A 14,437-nucleotide genomic window follows, 5' to 3' on the forward strand; every position below is an offset into this window, starting at 1 on the left:
TGAAGAAAATGCAAAAATGCCCGGGCAGTTGCCCGGGCATTCGGCAAGGTGAAGGAACGGGCCTTCCAATCAGTTCGACTGACGGCGCAGGAACGCCGGGATTTCGAGCTGATCATCTTCGTGCGGGCGCGCCTGCTGCGAAGCGCGACCGTGATCGTCAAGCTGGCCGCGACGCGGCGCATAGAGGCTCGCTTCCGGCGAGAGCGGCCGGCGCTGCTGGGAAGCAGCGGTCGGAGCGGACGCCGTCATGTCGGCGGCTGCAGGGGTCTGTTCGCGATCACGCAGGCCAAGCGAGCTGGTGATGCGGTTGAGCAGACCCATCGGGCCGCGCTCTTCCTGCATCGGAGCTGCCGGCTGGGCGCGGCGGTCCATCTCGGCCTTTACGACCGGCGGAAAGTCTTCGACCTTCGGCATGCGCACCTGTTCCGGCTGCTGACGCATGACCGGAGCGACAGGCTCCTGGCGCATGACCGGCTGCGGCTGCGGCTGGACCTGAACCGGCTGCATCTGCGGCTGCGGCTGGCGCATGACCGGAGCGGCTTCTACCGGTGCTGCGCCGGCGAAAAGCTTGCTCTGGGGGCGAAAGTTCTCTTCGTGCATCGGCTGAACCGGAGCCTGGGCCTGTGCCTGGGCAGCGCGGGTCGCGATATCCAGTTCCCGCTCCATTTCGGCTTCGCGGATGGCCGCTGCGATCTGGTCGGCAGTTGCCTGCTGCTGCACCGGCTGCTGAACCGGCTGAGCGACCGGCTGCTGCATCACCGGCTGGTGAACCGGGACCGGCTGATGCTGGGCAACCGGCTGCGGCTGCTGGGCCGGAATGGCGGCGGACGGCCGAACGACCGGCTTGGCTGCTACCGGACGAAAGTCGGCGGAACGACCCGCCACCTCCGCAGCCGTACGGTCGATGCCGGTGGCGACGACCGAGACGCGGATCAGGCCTTCAAGTTCTTCGTCGAAGGTCGCGCCGAGGATGATGTTGGCATCCGGGTCGACTTCTTCGCGAATACGGGTTGCAGCTTCGTCGAGTTCGAACAGCGTCAGGTCGCGGCCACCGGTGATCGAGATCAGCAGGCCCTGGGCGCCCTTCATCGAGGTTTCGTCGAGCAGCGGGTTGGCGATCGCGGCTTCGGCAGCGGCCAGTGCGCGGCCTTCGCCCGAAGCTTCGCCGGTACCCATCATCGCGCGACCCATCTCACGCATCACCGAACGGACATCGGCGAAGTCGAGGTTGATGAGGCCTTCCTTGACCATGAGGTCGGTGATGCAGGCAACGCCGGAATAAAGAACCTGGTCGGCCATCGCGAAGGCGTCCGCAAAGGTCGTGCGGTCGTTGGCGATGCGGAAGAGGTTCTGGTTCGGGATGACGATCAGGGTGTCGACCGACTTCTGCAGTTCGGCGATGCCCTGGTCGGCGAGACGCATGCGGCGCGCGCCTTCGAAATGGAACGGCTTGGTGACGACGCCGACAGTCAGGATGCCCTTGTTGCGGGCGGCCTGAGCGACGATCGGGGCTGCACCGGTGCCGGTGCCGCCGCCCATGCCGGCGGTGACGAAGCACATGTGGGTGCCGTTGAGGTGGTCGATGATCTCATCGATGCATTCTTCGGCGGCCGCACGGCCGACTTCCGGCTGCGAACCGGCGCCGAGACCTTCGGTGACGGCGACGCCCATCTGGATGATCCGCTCAGCCTTGGTCATGGTCAGGGCCTGAGCATCGGTATTGGCGACGACGAAATCGACGCCCTGGAGGCCTGCGGTGATCATGTTGTTGACGGCGTTGCCGCCGCCGCCACCCACACCAAAGACGGTGATGCGGGGCTTCAGCTCCGTGATATCCGGCTTCTGCAAGTTGATAGTCATTGTACCCGTTCCTTCTGTTTTCTGGTCGCCTTGCCGAGCCGACCAAATCTTTCAAAGTCCTAGTTTGTATTCACCCGGTTCCGTCCCTGTCGGAGCCGGGCAGCTCTACTCAAAAACTCTCTTTCAACCACTGGCCCATGCGGGCGATGCGGCCGTTGCCGGCGCCGAGCGCCGAGAACATGCCGCCGTGGGAGGCATGGGTCTCGAGGTCGGCGACCTGCGGATAGATCATCAGGCCGACCGCCGTGGAGAAGGCCGGGCCCTTGGCAGCCGCCGGCAGCCCGGAAACCCCGAGCGGACGGCCGATGCGAACATTGCGGGCGAGGATGCGCCGCGCCGCTTCCGGCAGGCCCGTGAGCTGGCTTGCGCCGCCCGTCAAAACGATGCGCTTGCCGACGATCGGGCTGAAGCCCGAGCGCTGGATACGATCGCGGATGAGTTCCAGCGTCTCTTCGATGCGGGCGCGCACGATGCGCGAAACGAGCGCGCGCGGCACATGCGTCGGCTGATCGCGGTCGTCCTCGCCGATCGGCGGGACGGAGACGATGTCGCGCTCGTCGGCGCTGTTGGGCAGCGCCGAGCCGTGCACGACCTTCAGCCGCTCGGCATCCTCGATGCGGGTCGAAAGACCACGCGCCAGGTCCGTCGTCACGTGATGGCCGCCAAGGCTGACGGCGTCGGCGTGAACCAGCTTGCCCTCGGCAAAGACCGAGATCGTCGTCGTGCCACCGCCCATGTCGATCGCCGCGCAGCCAAGCTCGACTTCGTCGTCGACGAGCGCGGCAAGACCGCTGGCATAGGGCGTCGCCACCATGCCCTCGACCGAAAGGTGAGCGCGATTGACGCAGAGTTCCAGGTTCTTGAGCGCCGCACGCTCGGCCGTCAGCACATGCATGTCGACGCCGAGAACGTCGCCGAACATGGCGAGCGGATCACGGATGCCGCGTTCGCCATCGAGCGAGAAGCCCGTCGGCAGCGAGTGCAGGATGGCGCGGTCGGAGCGCAGCGACTGCTGGCCGGCGGCCGACAGGACCTTGCGCAGATCATTGGCGTCGACTTCCTGGCCGCCGAGATCGATCGTCGCGGTGTAGACGTCGCTCTGCAGACGGCCCGCCGAAACGTTGACGATCATGCTGTCGATGGTAAGGCCGGCCATACGCTCGGCCGCATCGACGGCGAGCCGCACGACGCTTTCGACCGCATCGAGATCGGCAACGACGCCGTTCTTGACGCCTCGCGACTTCTGATGACCGATGCCGATGATTTCGACGTTGTGGGTGCGGTTGGGCAGGATCTGGCTTTCGGCGCGCGGCGTCAGCCGGCCGATCATGCAGACCACCTTGGTCGACCCGATATCCAGCACCGAGACGACATGAGACCGCTTCGAAGAAAGCGGCTTCAGGCGCGGCAGGCCAAAGCTGGAGGACCCGAACAAACTCATATCCGCCCCTCTTTCTTCTTCTCGGTCTCCTGCGCCTTCAGCATTTTGTCCCTCGCCTTCAAGGCAACTTCGCGCCGGGTCACTGCGTCCGGCGTCAACTGAACTGTGGTTCGATCTTGCAGTCTCAGATCCACGGCAGCGATGTCGCGCTCGAGGAGCTGGTGCTGGCTTTCCATGTCGGAGAGCACCTGCATCGCCCGGGCAACGTCATGCTCCGGCAACTTGACGACGATGCCGTTGTCGAGACGCAGGTCCCAGCGGCGACCGGCGACGCGGACGAAGGCCTTCACCCGCGAGCGGATCTCCGGCCAGCGGGAAAACTCGTCGTAGAAATCGGCAGCCGCCGTCTCGGCGTCTCGGCCGACGAAGAGCGGCAGCGCCGCAAACTTGTTGTCGCGCAGCGGCGCGATCACGCTGCCGCTTCTTTCGATCAACGAAAGGTCGGAGCCGTGCTGCCAGATGCCGAACGCCTTGCGCTCGGTGAGGCTGACTTCGATCGTGCCGGGGTAAACCTTGCGAACGGTGACGCCCTGCACCCAGGGCATTTCGGCAATCAGTTTGCGCGCCTCGGCGATATCGAGCGCCACCAGCGACGTCGTGCCATCGAGGCCGAGCTGCTGCAGGATATCGATTTCCGAGGTCTGGTCGTTGCCGGAAACCTTGACGTCCTCGATCGCGAAACCGGCGGCCGTGGTCGATGCCTGGGCGAAGTTCTGCGTGTGCCCGCCAAGCGACATGCCGTAAAAACCGGTGGCCGCAAAGAATGCGAGCGCCGAGATCGTGCCCGTATGGGCGGGGAAGCGAATGCGGCCAGCCCCGAGGCTGACCAGGAATCGAACGGCGCGGCGCAGCGGACGCGGCAGCACGCGGCCACCGTCCACGTCGACGGCAGCATCACCGTCGAGGTGACGAACCCTCTTGCCTCTTCTGCCCCTCAGCGCAAACACGACGCTTCCTCCACCATCCAACTCAAAAACTCACCGAAACCATAGCCGGCATGCGCAGCCATTTCGGGCACCAGGGAGGTTGGCGTCATGCCGGGCTGGGTGTTGATTTCCAGCCAGATCAGCTCGCCCTCACCGGAGGAACTGTCATCGAAACGAAAGTCGGATCGGCTGACGCCGCGGCAACCGATTGCCTGATGCGCCTTCAGAGCGAGTGTTTGTATTTTTTGGTAAATATTTGGTGAAATCTGTGCCGGAATGACGTGGCTAGAACCACCTTTTACGTACTTGGAGTCGTAATCGTAGAAGGCATGACCCTGCGGAATGATCTCGGTCACGCCCAGCGCACGATCGCCCATGACACCGCAGGTCAACTCGCGACCGGCAACATAACGCTCGACCATGATTCGATCGCCATAGCGCCACTCGCTCGACGTCACCACCTGCGGCGGGTGTGACTGATCTTCCTTGACGATGACGACGCCGAAGCTCGAACCCTCGCGGACCGGCTTGACGACATAGGGCGGCTTCATCGGATGCTTCGGGCCGAAAGCGTGGCGATCCATCACCTGCGCGTCGGCGACCGGAATGCCGGAGGCGGCAGCAACGTGCTTTGCCTGCGCCTTGTCCATGGCGAGTGCCGAGGCGAGCACGCCGGAATGGGTGTAGGGAATTTCCAGATATTCGAGGATGCCCTGGATCGTACCGTCCTCCCCGAACGGACCGTGAAGGGCGTTGAAGGCGACGTCCGGGCGGAGCGCCGCCAGCACCTCTGCAACATTGCGATCGACGTCGATTCGGGTGACGCGGTAGCCGGCAGCCTCGAGGGCATCCGCACAGGCAGCCCCGGACGACAGGCTAACCGGTCGCTCCGAAGAAAATCCGCCCATCAGGACAGCCACATGCTTGCCGCTCATTCGAACCCCCAGACAATACGCCACTATCGCAAGGTTTCCTTGCGTCTGGCTGATTCCGGTTTTCGCGAGTCACCGGCGCCATTGAGGTCACTAGAACGGCATTATGGTTAACGAACCGTTTACTTTCGTTAACCTTAGTCGGGAAACGAAACACGCGTGGTACGCGCAAGCGCAAGTGCGGCAAGGCATTTTAGCGGGAGATCAAAGGGTTGCGGAGCGATCCTGAATCGAATGCATAACAAGCAAAAAAATGAAAAAACCCGCCGCAAAGGAGACGGCGGGTTCACGTCTGATGGTGTGACGAGCGCTTAGTCGTCGTCACCGACGATCTTCCAGACGATGCCGGCAATCGCCGCACCGATGATCGGCGCCAACCAGAAAAGCCACAGTTGCGCCAGCGCCCAATCACCGACGAAGAGCGCCTGCCCCGTCGAGCGGGCCGGATTGACCGAGGTGTTCGTTACCGGAATCGAGACCAGGTGAATAAGGGTCAGCGCCAGGCCGATGGCGATCGGCGCAAGGCCGGCCGGCACACGGCCATGGGTGGAACCGAGAATGATGAACAGGAAGAAGAAGGTCAGCACCACTTCGGCGACGAGTGCCGCAGTCAGCGAATAGCCGCCCGGCGAATGCGCGCCATAGCCGTTGGCCGCAAAGCCGCCGAGCTGGAAATCGGCCTTGCCGCTCGCGATCAGATAGAGCATGGCGGCGGCCGCGATCGCACCCAGTACCTGGGCTATGACGTAACCGGCGAGTTTGTGTGCCGGAAACTTGCCGGCGACCAGCAAGCCCACCGAGACGGCCGGATTGAAATGCCCGCCTGAAATGCCGCCGACCGCATAGGCCATGGTGAGAACGGTTAGACCAAAAGCAAAGGAAACGCGAGCAGGCCGATACCGACCTCCGGAAAGGAGGCCGCCAGGACCGCACTGCCGCAACCACCGAAAACGAGCCAAAATGTACCGAGAAATTCCGCTGAAAGCCTTTTGAACATGCATTCGCTCCTGAAAAACGAAGCCGATCGCTTCGGTTTTCGAGAGCTTGCCACAATTCGATTCCGGTCAAGAGCGGTTGAGCGCTCGCCACAATACCCGCTGTAGATGAGATTGGCTTCAAATTCACAAGTCCGCAAAGGCCTCGGCTTCGATCTGATGGCCGTCCTCATAGAGGACATAGCCAATCCTTGCGGCTTTCTAGATCTCAATGACAATGCCATGTCGCGTGAGCAACGCGGCGACTGCGAAGGCCTTGTCCAGATGATCCCTGGCCGCCGGCTTGAACCAGCTGAGACCATTATTGTCGCGCCGGTGGGTCGCAATGTTCGCCGTGCCGGACAGCTTGCAACAGAGGCAATCTCGGCCAACGCGCGGGCAGCCACGCATGAGCGGAACAATGCTGCGCACGACGCCGAGATCGTTCGCATATCTTACGATATTAGGGTTTCGTCATGCCGAAACTTGCGTTAAGACGCCCATGACCGCCTCCCAAGACGGCCTCACATCCATATCAGGAATTATGATAATGACAGACGCGACAACCACCCTGTCGCCGAAGAACAATGCGTCGAAGCACGCGGCAGTGAACTCCCCTGCCCGAGTGCTGTTCGCAAGCCTCGTCGGCACGACAATCGAATTCTTCGACTTCTACGTATACGCCACCGCCGCGGTTCTCGTTTTCCCGCACCTCTTCTTCCCCGGCGCCGACCCGACCTCGGCAATGCTGCAATCCTTCGCGACCTTCTCGATCGCCTTCTTCGCCCGTCCCTTCGGCGCCGTGGTCTTCGGCCACTTCGGCGACAAGGTCGGCCGCAAGGCGACGCTGGTGGCGGCGCTGATGACCATGGGCATCTCCACCGTCGTCATCGGCCTCCTGCCGACCTATGCGACGATCGGCGTCGCAGCCCCGCTGCTGCTGGCACTGTGCCGCTTCGGCCAGGGCCTCGGCCTCGGCGGCGAATGGGGCGGCGCCGTCCTGCTCGCCACCGAGAACGCGCCCGAGGGCAAGCGCAGCTGGTACGCCATGTTCCCGCAGCTCGGCGCGCCGATCGGCTTCATCCTCTCGGCCGGCACCTTCCTCATCCTCGGCGAAGTGATGAGCGACGAAGCCTTCCTCGCCTGGGGCTGGCGCGTGCCGTTCATCGCCAGCATCCTGCTGGTCGCCGTCGGCCTCTATGTCCGTCTGAAGATCACCGAAACGCCGGAATTCCAGAAGGCCGTCGACAAGCACGAGCGCGTGCAGGTACCGATCGCCGAGATCTTCCGCTCGCACAAGCGCAGCCTGGTGCTCGGAACCTTCGTGGCGCTCGCGACCTTCGTGCTCTTCTATCTGATGACGGTGTTCTCGCTGTCCTGGGGCACGGCGAAGCTCGGCTACTCGCGTGAGCAGTTCCTGGTCGTGCAGATGACCGGTGTCGTCTTCTTCGGCCTGATGATCCCGGTTGCGGGCATCCTGTCGGACCGTTTCGGCCGCCGCCTGATCCTCATCCTGACGACCATCGGCATCGGCATCTTCGGCATCTTCATGGCCCCGCTCCTCTCGGGCGGGCTTGGCGGCGCCTTCCTGTTCTCGATCATCGGCCTCGGCCTCATGGGCCTTACCTACGGCCCGATCGGAGCGGCACTCGCCGCCCCCTTCCCGACCTCGGTGCGCTACACCGGCGCCTCGATGACCTTCAACCTCGCCGGCATCTTCGGCGCGTCGCTGGCGCCTTACATCGCCACCTGGCTCGCCACCAACTACAGCCTGGATTATGTTGGCTACTACCTGCTCGCCGCCGCCGCCATCACGCTTCTGTGCCTGGTGCTGTCGACCGAAGACGAGGTTTCGGCCTGATCACGACCGGCTGCGCCGCATGCGCAGCCGGCCACTAGAAGAGAAGAGCCGCAGCGGCAACGCTGCGGCTCTTTTCGCTTGGCGACGTGAAGGACGTTTCTTTGATCGCTCTGCCCCTTCCACCGTCATGCTCGGGCTCGACCCGAGGGTCCATTCCCAGGGCAAACCCATGTCGCGGCTGGAGCATGACGGAGGATGTGGGTCGCTCGTCGGTTCTCATCGCCCCAAAGCAAAAAGGCCGCGGCGTCTCCGCCACGGCCTTTTCTAGCACGGTCCCGTTCAGCCTCAGGCGATGCCGCGGCCGAGGAATTCCTTGATCTCGTAGCCCGGCATGAAATTGCCGATGCGCTTGATTTCCCATTCGAGGCGGACGCCGGAATGTTCGAGCACGCGCTGGCGCACGGTCTCGCCGAGATATTCGAGTTCGTAGCCGGTCGCCTGGCCGGTGTTGATCATGAAGTTGCAGTGCAGCGGCGACATCTGCGCGCTGCCGATCATCAGACCGCGGCAGCCGGCCTCGTCGATCAGCTTCCAGGCCGAATGGCCCTCGGGATTCTTGAAGGTCGAGCCGCCCGTCTTCTCGCGGATCGGCTGCACCGTCTCGCGATGCTGGCGCACCGCATCCATGTCGGTGCGAATCTTGTTCTTGTCTTCGGCGTAGCCCTCGAACACCGCATGGGTGAAGATCAGGTCTTTCGCCGCCGAGGAATGGCGGTAGGCGTAGCCCATGTCGGCATTCGACAGCACATGCTGGTTGCCCTGGCGGTCGACCGCATGGACCTCGACGACCCGCTCTCGGGTCTCTGAACCATTGGCGCCGGCGTTCATGCGCAGCGCGCCGCCGAGCGAACCCGGGATGCCGTAGTAGAAATAGAAGCCGCCGATGCCGTGATCGAGCGCCATGGCCGCGATGTTCTTGTCCGGGCAGATGGCGCCGGCCTTGATGCGGTTTTCGCCGACGAGTTCGAGATCGCCAAAGCCCTTGGCCGAGAGCCGGATGACGACGCCGGGAATGCCACCGTCGCGCACGAGCAGGTTCGAGCCGACACCGACCACCATGACCGGCACTTCCGCCGGAACAAGCTTCAGGAAGGTGATGAGATCATCCGTATCGTGCGGCTGGAACATGAGCTCGGCAAGGCCGCCGGCGCGGAACCAGGTGACGCGATCCATCGGCGCATCGGGCGTGATACGGCCGCGCACCGCGCTGACACCACTTCCAAGCGACTCCAGTAGTTTCTGACCGTTGACCTGTTTCATGCTCAATTTCCTGAAATATCCGCGAGTTCCTTTGGCAGGGCAGCCGCCCAATAGGTGATGCTGCCAGCCCCCAAGAGAACCACAAAATCGCCGGGCTGTGCAATCTTGCTGACAACCGGCGCAATTGCCTCCGGACCGGAGACGTAGCGAGCGTCGCGATGGCCGCCGGCCTTGATCCGGTCCACCAGCTCCTCGGCGGTAGCACCAGGGATCGGTTCTTCGCCGGCGGCATAGACGGGCGCGATCAAAATCGTGTCGGCGTCGTTGAAGCAGGCGGAGAATTCCTGGAACAGGCTCGAAAGGCGCGAGTAGCGGTGCGGCTGGTGCACGGCGATGATTCGGCCCTGGCAGGCCTCGCGCGCGGCCTTCAGTACCGCCTTGATCTCCACCGGATGGTGGCCGTAGTCGTCATAGACGCGCACGCCCTTCCACTCGCCGGTAAGCGTGAAGCGACGCTTGACGCCGCTGAAGGAGGCAAGCCCCTTGGCGATCGCTTCCGGGCTGATGCCGAGGCGCTGGGCGACCGCAATCGCAGCGGTCGCATTGGAGACGTTGTGGCGGCCGGGCATCGGCAGGCGCAGATCCTTCATCGCGATCACCTGGCCGGTGCGGCGACGACGGATCTCGATGTCGAAGATCGAGGTGCCGTTCTCCATGCGGATGTTGTGGAAGCGCACGTCGGCCTGCGGGTTTTCACCGTAGGTGACGACCTTGCGGTCCTCGATCTTGCCGACCATGGTCTGCACTTCCGGATGGTCGAGGCAGAGCACGCCGAAGCCGTAGAACGGCACGTTCTCGACGAACTGGCGGAAGGCCGCACGCACCGCGTCGAAATTGCCGTAGTGATCGAGGTGTTCGGGGTCGATATTGGTGACGATGGCCACATCAGCCGGCAGCTTCAGGAAGGTGCCGTCGGATTCGTCGGCCTCCACCACCATCCACTCGCCCTCGCCCATGCGGGCATTGGTGCCATAGGCATTGATGATGCCGCCGTTGATGACGGTCGGATCGAGGTTGCCGGCCTCGAGCAGTGCCGCAACCATGGAGGTCGTCGTCGTCTTGCCGTGCGTGCCGCCGATCGCGATCGCATTGCGGAAGCGCATGAGCTCGGCGAGCATCTCGGCCCGACGCACGACAGGCAGGAACTTCTCCCGCGCGGCGATCAATTCCGGATTGTCCTTCTTGATCGCGGTCGAAACGACGATCACTTCGGCCTCGCCGAGGTTTTCGGCCTTGTGGCCGACGAAGACCTCGATGCCCTTGGCGCGCAGGCGCTGCACATTGGCGCTGTCGGCCTGGTCGGAGCCCTGCACGCGATGGCCGAGATTGTGAAGCACCTCGGCGATGCCGCTCATGCCGATGCCGCCGATACCGATGAAATGGACCAGCCCGATGGTTTTCGGCATTTTCATGAGCGTGTTTCCCTGAATTTCTCGACTGTCAAACCGCTGGCAATAGCCTCTACGAGGGATGCAAGCAAGCTTGCTGCGTCCGGCTTGCCGGTTTCCCGGGCGTTTGCGGCCATCTGGGCGAGCGATTGTGGATTGCCGATCGCGTCCTTGAGGATGCCGGCGAGACGGTCTGCCGTCAGCTCGCTCTGCGCGATCACCCGCGCGCCGCCCTTGGCGGCAAGCGCTGCGGCATTGGCCGCCTGGTCGTGGTCGAGCGCATAGGGATAGGGCACCAGGATCGCCGGACGGCCGATGACCGAAAGTTCCGAAACCGTCGAGGCACCGGAGCGGCAAATGACGAGTTGCGCGCCGGCGATACGCTCGGCCATGTCGGTGAAGAAAGGCGAGACCTCAGCCGGAACGCCGAGCTGCTGATAGGTCGCAATCACGCCGTCCTTGTCTTCCGGCCGCGCCTGCTGCGTCACCGTGATGCGCTGGCGAACGTCGTCTTCGAGCCGGCAGATCGCCTGCGGGACCGCCTTGGAGAAATACTGCGCGCCCTGACTGCCGCCGAAGACGACGAGGTGGAACGGCACGTCGCCGTTGGCCGCAGCATAGGGCGAATTGGCGGCGGCGAGCACCGCCGGACGGACCGGATTGCCCGTCGTCACGGTCTTGGCGGCAAAGGCGCCCGTGCCCTCCGGCAGGAAACCGCCGGCAATCGCCTTGACGCGGGAGGCGAGTGCCTTGTTGGCCCGGCCCATGACCGCGTTCTGCTCGTGGATCAGCGACGGCACGCCCATGCCGGTGGCGGCAAGCAACGGCGGCACGGTCGGATAGCCACCGAAGCCGACAACGGCCTTGGGCTTCAGCCGGGCGATCAGCTTGCGGGCGGCACGCATGCCGATCCACAGCGTCCAAAGCGACTTCACCACGTTGACCGGATTCTTCGAGCCGATCGTCGCCGAGGGCACGACATGCACTTCATCGGCCGGGAACTTGCCGGCATAGCGCTCGGCGCGGCTGTCGGTGACGAGATGCACCGAATAGCCGTTGGCCTTCAGTTCGTGGGCCAGCGCCTCCGCCGGAAACAGGTGGCCGCCGGTGCCGCCGGCGGCGAGCAGGATGATGCCTTTGGTCATATTTTACTCCGCCGGCACGCCAATGCCGGACCGAAAGAGGCTGCGCTCCACGGCGCGCTTCTCCGGACGGTGACGGGTCAGCGCCAGGATGAAACCGGCGGTGACGCAGATCGCCACCATCGACGAGCCACCATAGGAGATCAGCGGCAGGGTCATGCCCTTGGCCGGAAGCAGTTCGAGGTTCACGCCGATGTTGATCATCGACTGGATGCCGATCTGGAGAACCAGGCCGGCAACGGCGAACCGGTTGAAGTCGTTGCGTTCGCGGAAGGCGTGGTTGAGGCCGCGCATCACCAGGAAGGCGAAGATCAGCACGATGACCATGCAAAAGACGATGCCAAATTCTTCGGCCGCAACGGAAAAGACGAAGTCGGTATGGCTGTCCGGGATGATGCGCTTGACGATGCCTTCACCCGGACCCCGGCCGAACCAGTCGCCACGGATGATCGCTTCGCGCGCCGTGTCCATCTGGAAGGTATCGCCCTCCCCGGTCAGGAACTTGTCGATACGCGCGGCCACGTGCGGCAGCATCGTATAGGCGACGAAGAAGCCACCGAGGGCTGCACCACCGAGCAGGATGATCCAGAGCCAGGGCATGCCCGCCATGAAGAACATGCCGCCCCAGACGGCAGTGGTCAGGATCGTCTGGCCAAGGTCCGGCTGGGCGACGAGAAGAGCGGCGACGATGCCGAAAAGCAGGATGGCAAAGAGATTGCCCGGGATTTCCGGCTGGCGCGCATGCTCGGAAAAGAGCCAGGCGCAGACGACGACGAAGGCGGGCTTCATGAATTCGGACGGCTGGATCGAGATGCCGGCGATTGAAAGCCAGCGCATCGACCCTTTCACCTCCTCGCCGATGAAGAGCACCAGCACCATCATGCCGAGCGAACCGGCAAGAAGCAGGATCGCTGCACGCCGGACCTGGCGCGGTGAGAGGAACGAAATACCGACCATCACCACCAGTGACGGCAGGAGGAAGAGCGCGTGGCGCTTGACGAAGTGGAAGCTGTCGAGGCCGATGCGCTCAGCAACCGCCGGGCTTGCCGCAAAGGACAGCATGAAGCCGACCCCCATCAACAGGATGAAGGTCGCCAGAAAGAACCTGTCGATCGTCCAGAACCAGTCGGCCACGGGGCCACGTTCGGCTCGGCTTACCATCTTGTCAGTCCCCTTCTCCGGCGCCTCTTGCGCCCCACGTCCGAATACCTGCACCCGCTTCCGTTTCGACCGGTGCCTTCAGCACCGGCCTGACGGACTAAATCAGCATCGTCACGCCATCGATCGCGCGCACATGGCCGACGAAGGCATCACCGCGCACTTCGAAGTTCTTATACTGGTCGAAGCTTGCGCAAGCCGGGGATAGCATCACGGCCGAAGGACCGCCTTCGTCCCTGCCGGCCTCCGCCGCCGCATGCGCCACCGCCTGTTCCAGCGTACCTGAAATCTCGTAGGGAACGGCCTCGCCGAGGGTCGCAGCGAAGGCGGGTGCCGCCTCGCCGATCAGATAGGCCTTGACGATCTTCGGGAAGAAGGGCGCAAGCGTCGTGATGCCCCCCTCCTTCGGCAGACCACCGGCAATCCAGTAGATGCGCTCGTAGCTCGAAAGCGCCGGCGCGGCCGCGTCGGCATTGGTCGCCTTGCTGTCGTTGACAAAGACGACAGCACCCTTGCGCCCAACCGGCTGCATGCGGTGCTTGAGGCCCGGGAAGCTCTTGAGGCCCGCGCGGATCTCAGCCTCGTTGACGCCGACCGAAAGGCAGGCGGCAATGGCAGCAGCCGCATTCTGGGCATTGTGACCACCACGCAGCGTCTGGATGCCGTCGAGATCGACGAACAGGCCCGACGTGCCGCCTTCCGCCTTCAGAATGCGCGAACCTTCCGCATAGAGACCGTTGGCGAGCACGTGGCGGCGCGAGATCCGCACGACCCTGGTGCCGGCACGCTCGACGCGATCGGCGATCAGCGCCGAGAAGCTGTCGTCGACGCCGACAATGGCCGTGCCGCTGCCGGCAACCAACCGTTCCTTGATGTCGGCGTAATGCTGCATCGTGCCGTGACGATCGAGGTGGTCGGGCGTGAGGTTCAAGAGAATGCCGGCCGTCGGGTTCAGCGTCGGCGCCAGATCGATCTGGTAGGACGAGCACTCGACCACATAGAAGCGGCCCGCCTTCGGAGGATCGAGCGTCAGCACTGCCGTGCCGATATTGCCGCCAAGCTGGGTGTCGCGTCCGCTTTCGCGCAGGATATGGGCGATCAGCGCCGTCGTCGTCGATTTGCCGTTGGTGCCGGTGATGGCGATGAAAGGGCAATCGGGCGCATGGGCGCGACGTTCGCGCACGAAGAGTTCGACGTCGCCGATGATCTCGACGCCCGCCGCGTGGGCAAGATCCACGGTCCAGTGCGGCTTCGGATGGGTAAGCGGCACACCGGGCGATAGCACGAAGGCAGCAAAGGCTGCCCATTCCACCGTGTGCAGGTCCGCCGTCGGCACGCCAGCGGCCGCAGCCTTGGCGACGCTATCGGGATTGTCGTCCCAGGCGGTAACGTCCGCGCCGCCGGCGACCAGCGCCTGTGCCGTCGCCAGACCCGAACCGCCAAGACCGAAGAGAGCGACCTTCCTGCCCTTGAAGCTGCTGACCGGGATCATCGT

The 14,437-nt window shown here is 63.9% G+C and carries 10 protein-coding genes and 1 pseudogene; 1 reads left to right on the top strand and 10 read right to left on the bottom strand.

All coding sequences use genetic code 11. From position 1 onward, the window contains the following. Positions 1 to 69 precede the first annotated feature (69 nt). The 5 genes and pseudogenes from ftsZ to aqpZ all read right to left on the bottom strand — a co-directional run bounded on the left by ftsZ (position 70) and on the right by aqpZ (position 6,156). The gene (gene ftsZ / locus AB4Z53_RS07035) at positions 70 to 1,860 is read right to left on the bottom strand and encodes a cell division protein FtsZ (RefSeq protein WP_441595376.1); all 1,791 of its coding nucleotides are present in this window, start codon (positions 1,858 to 1,860) and stop codon (positions 70 to 72) included. Between the two features lie 109 nt (positions 1,861 to 1,969). Then, positions 1,970 to 3,301, bottom strand: coding sequence for a cell division protein FtsA (gene ftsA / locus AB4Z53_RS07040; RefSeq protein WP_113540714.1), 1,332 nt, complete (start codon positions 3,299 to 3,301; stop codon positions 1,970 to 1,972). Further along, a complete protein-coding gene (gene ftsQ, locus AB4Z53_RS07045; protein WP_113540715.1) occupies positions 3,298 to 4,248 on the bottom strand; it encodes a cell division protein FtsQ in 951 nt (316 codons plus the stop codon). Before ftsQ ends, ftsA begins: the two co-directional genes overlap by 4 nt. Continuing rightward, positions 4,236 to 5,162, bottom strand: a complete 927-nt coding sequence (locus tag AB4Z53_RS07050; protein WP_113540716.1) for a D-alanine--D-alanine ligase — start codon at positions 5,160 to 5,162, stop codon at positions 4,236 to 4,238. Before AB4Z53_RS07050 ends, ftsQ begins: the two co-directional genes overlap by 13 nt. A gap of 308 nt (positions 5,163 to 5,470) precedes the next feature. Continuing rightward, positions 5,471 to 6,156 (bottom strand): annotated as a pseudogene (aqpZ, locus tag AB4Z53_RS07055) (aquaporin Z). A gap of 527 nt (positions 6,157 to 6,683) precedes the next feature. Here aqpZ and AB4Z53_RS07060 point away from each other — a divergent pair. Next, positions 6,684 to 7,994, top strand: coding sequence for an MFS transporter (locus tag AB4Z53_RS07060; RefSeq protein WP_113540719.1), 1,311 nt, complete (start codon positions 6,684 to 6,686; stop codon positions 7,992 to 7,994). Between the two features lie 285 nt (positions 7,995 to 8,279). Here the strand turns inward: AB4Z53_RS07060 and murB are convergent, their stop codons facing one another. From murB to murD, 5 genes are all read right to left on the bottom strand, one after another. Continuing rightward, positions 8,280 to 9,254 (bottom strand): UDP-N-acetylmuramate dehydrogenase, encoded by a 975-nt coding sequence (murB, locus tag AB4Z53_RS07065; protein WP_113540720.1) that lies wholly within the window; start codon positions 9,252 to 9,254, stop codon positions 8,280 to 8,282. 2 nt (positions 9,255 to 9,256) lie between these two features. Further along, on the bottom strand, positions 9,257 to 10,666 hold the full coding sequence (gene murC, locus AB4Z53_RS07070; protein ID WP_441595377.1) for a UDP-N-acetylmuramate--L-alanine ligase: 1,410 nt from the start codon (positions 10,664 to 10,666) through the stop codon (positions 9,257 to 9,259). Next, entirely contained in the window at positions 10,663 to 11,787 is a 1,125-nt protein-coding gene (murG, locus tag AB4Z53_RS07075; protein ID WP_441595378.1) for an undecaprenyldiphospho-muramoylpentapeptide beta-N-acetylglucosaminyltransferase, read from the bottom strand. Before murG ends, murC begins: the two co-directional genes overlap by 4 nt. 3 nt (positions 11,788 to 11,790) lie before the next feature. Then, positions 11,791 to 12,945: a putative lipid II flippase FtsW gene (ftsW, locus tag AB4Z53_RS07080; RefSeq protein ID WP_113540723.1), complete on the bottom strand. Its 1,155-nt coding sequence runs from the start codon at positions 12,943 to 12,945 to the stop codon at positions 11,791 to 11,793. 97 nt (positions 12,946 to 13,042) lie between these two features. Next, a complete protein-coding gene (murD, locus tag AB4Z53_RS07085; RefSeq protein ID WP_441595379.1) occupies positions 13,043 to 14,434 on the bottom strand; it encodes a UDP-N-acetylmuramoyl-L-alanine--D-glutamate ligase in 1,392 nt (463 codons plus the stop codon). Between the last annotated feature and the right edge of the window lie 3 nt (positions 14,435 to 14,437).

Origin of the sequence: Ensifer sp. 2TAB8, from assembly GCF_052115125.1 — a bacterium.
GTDB lineage: Bacteria > Pseudomonadota > Alphaproteobacteria > Rhizobiales > Rhizobiaceae > Ensifer.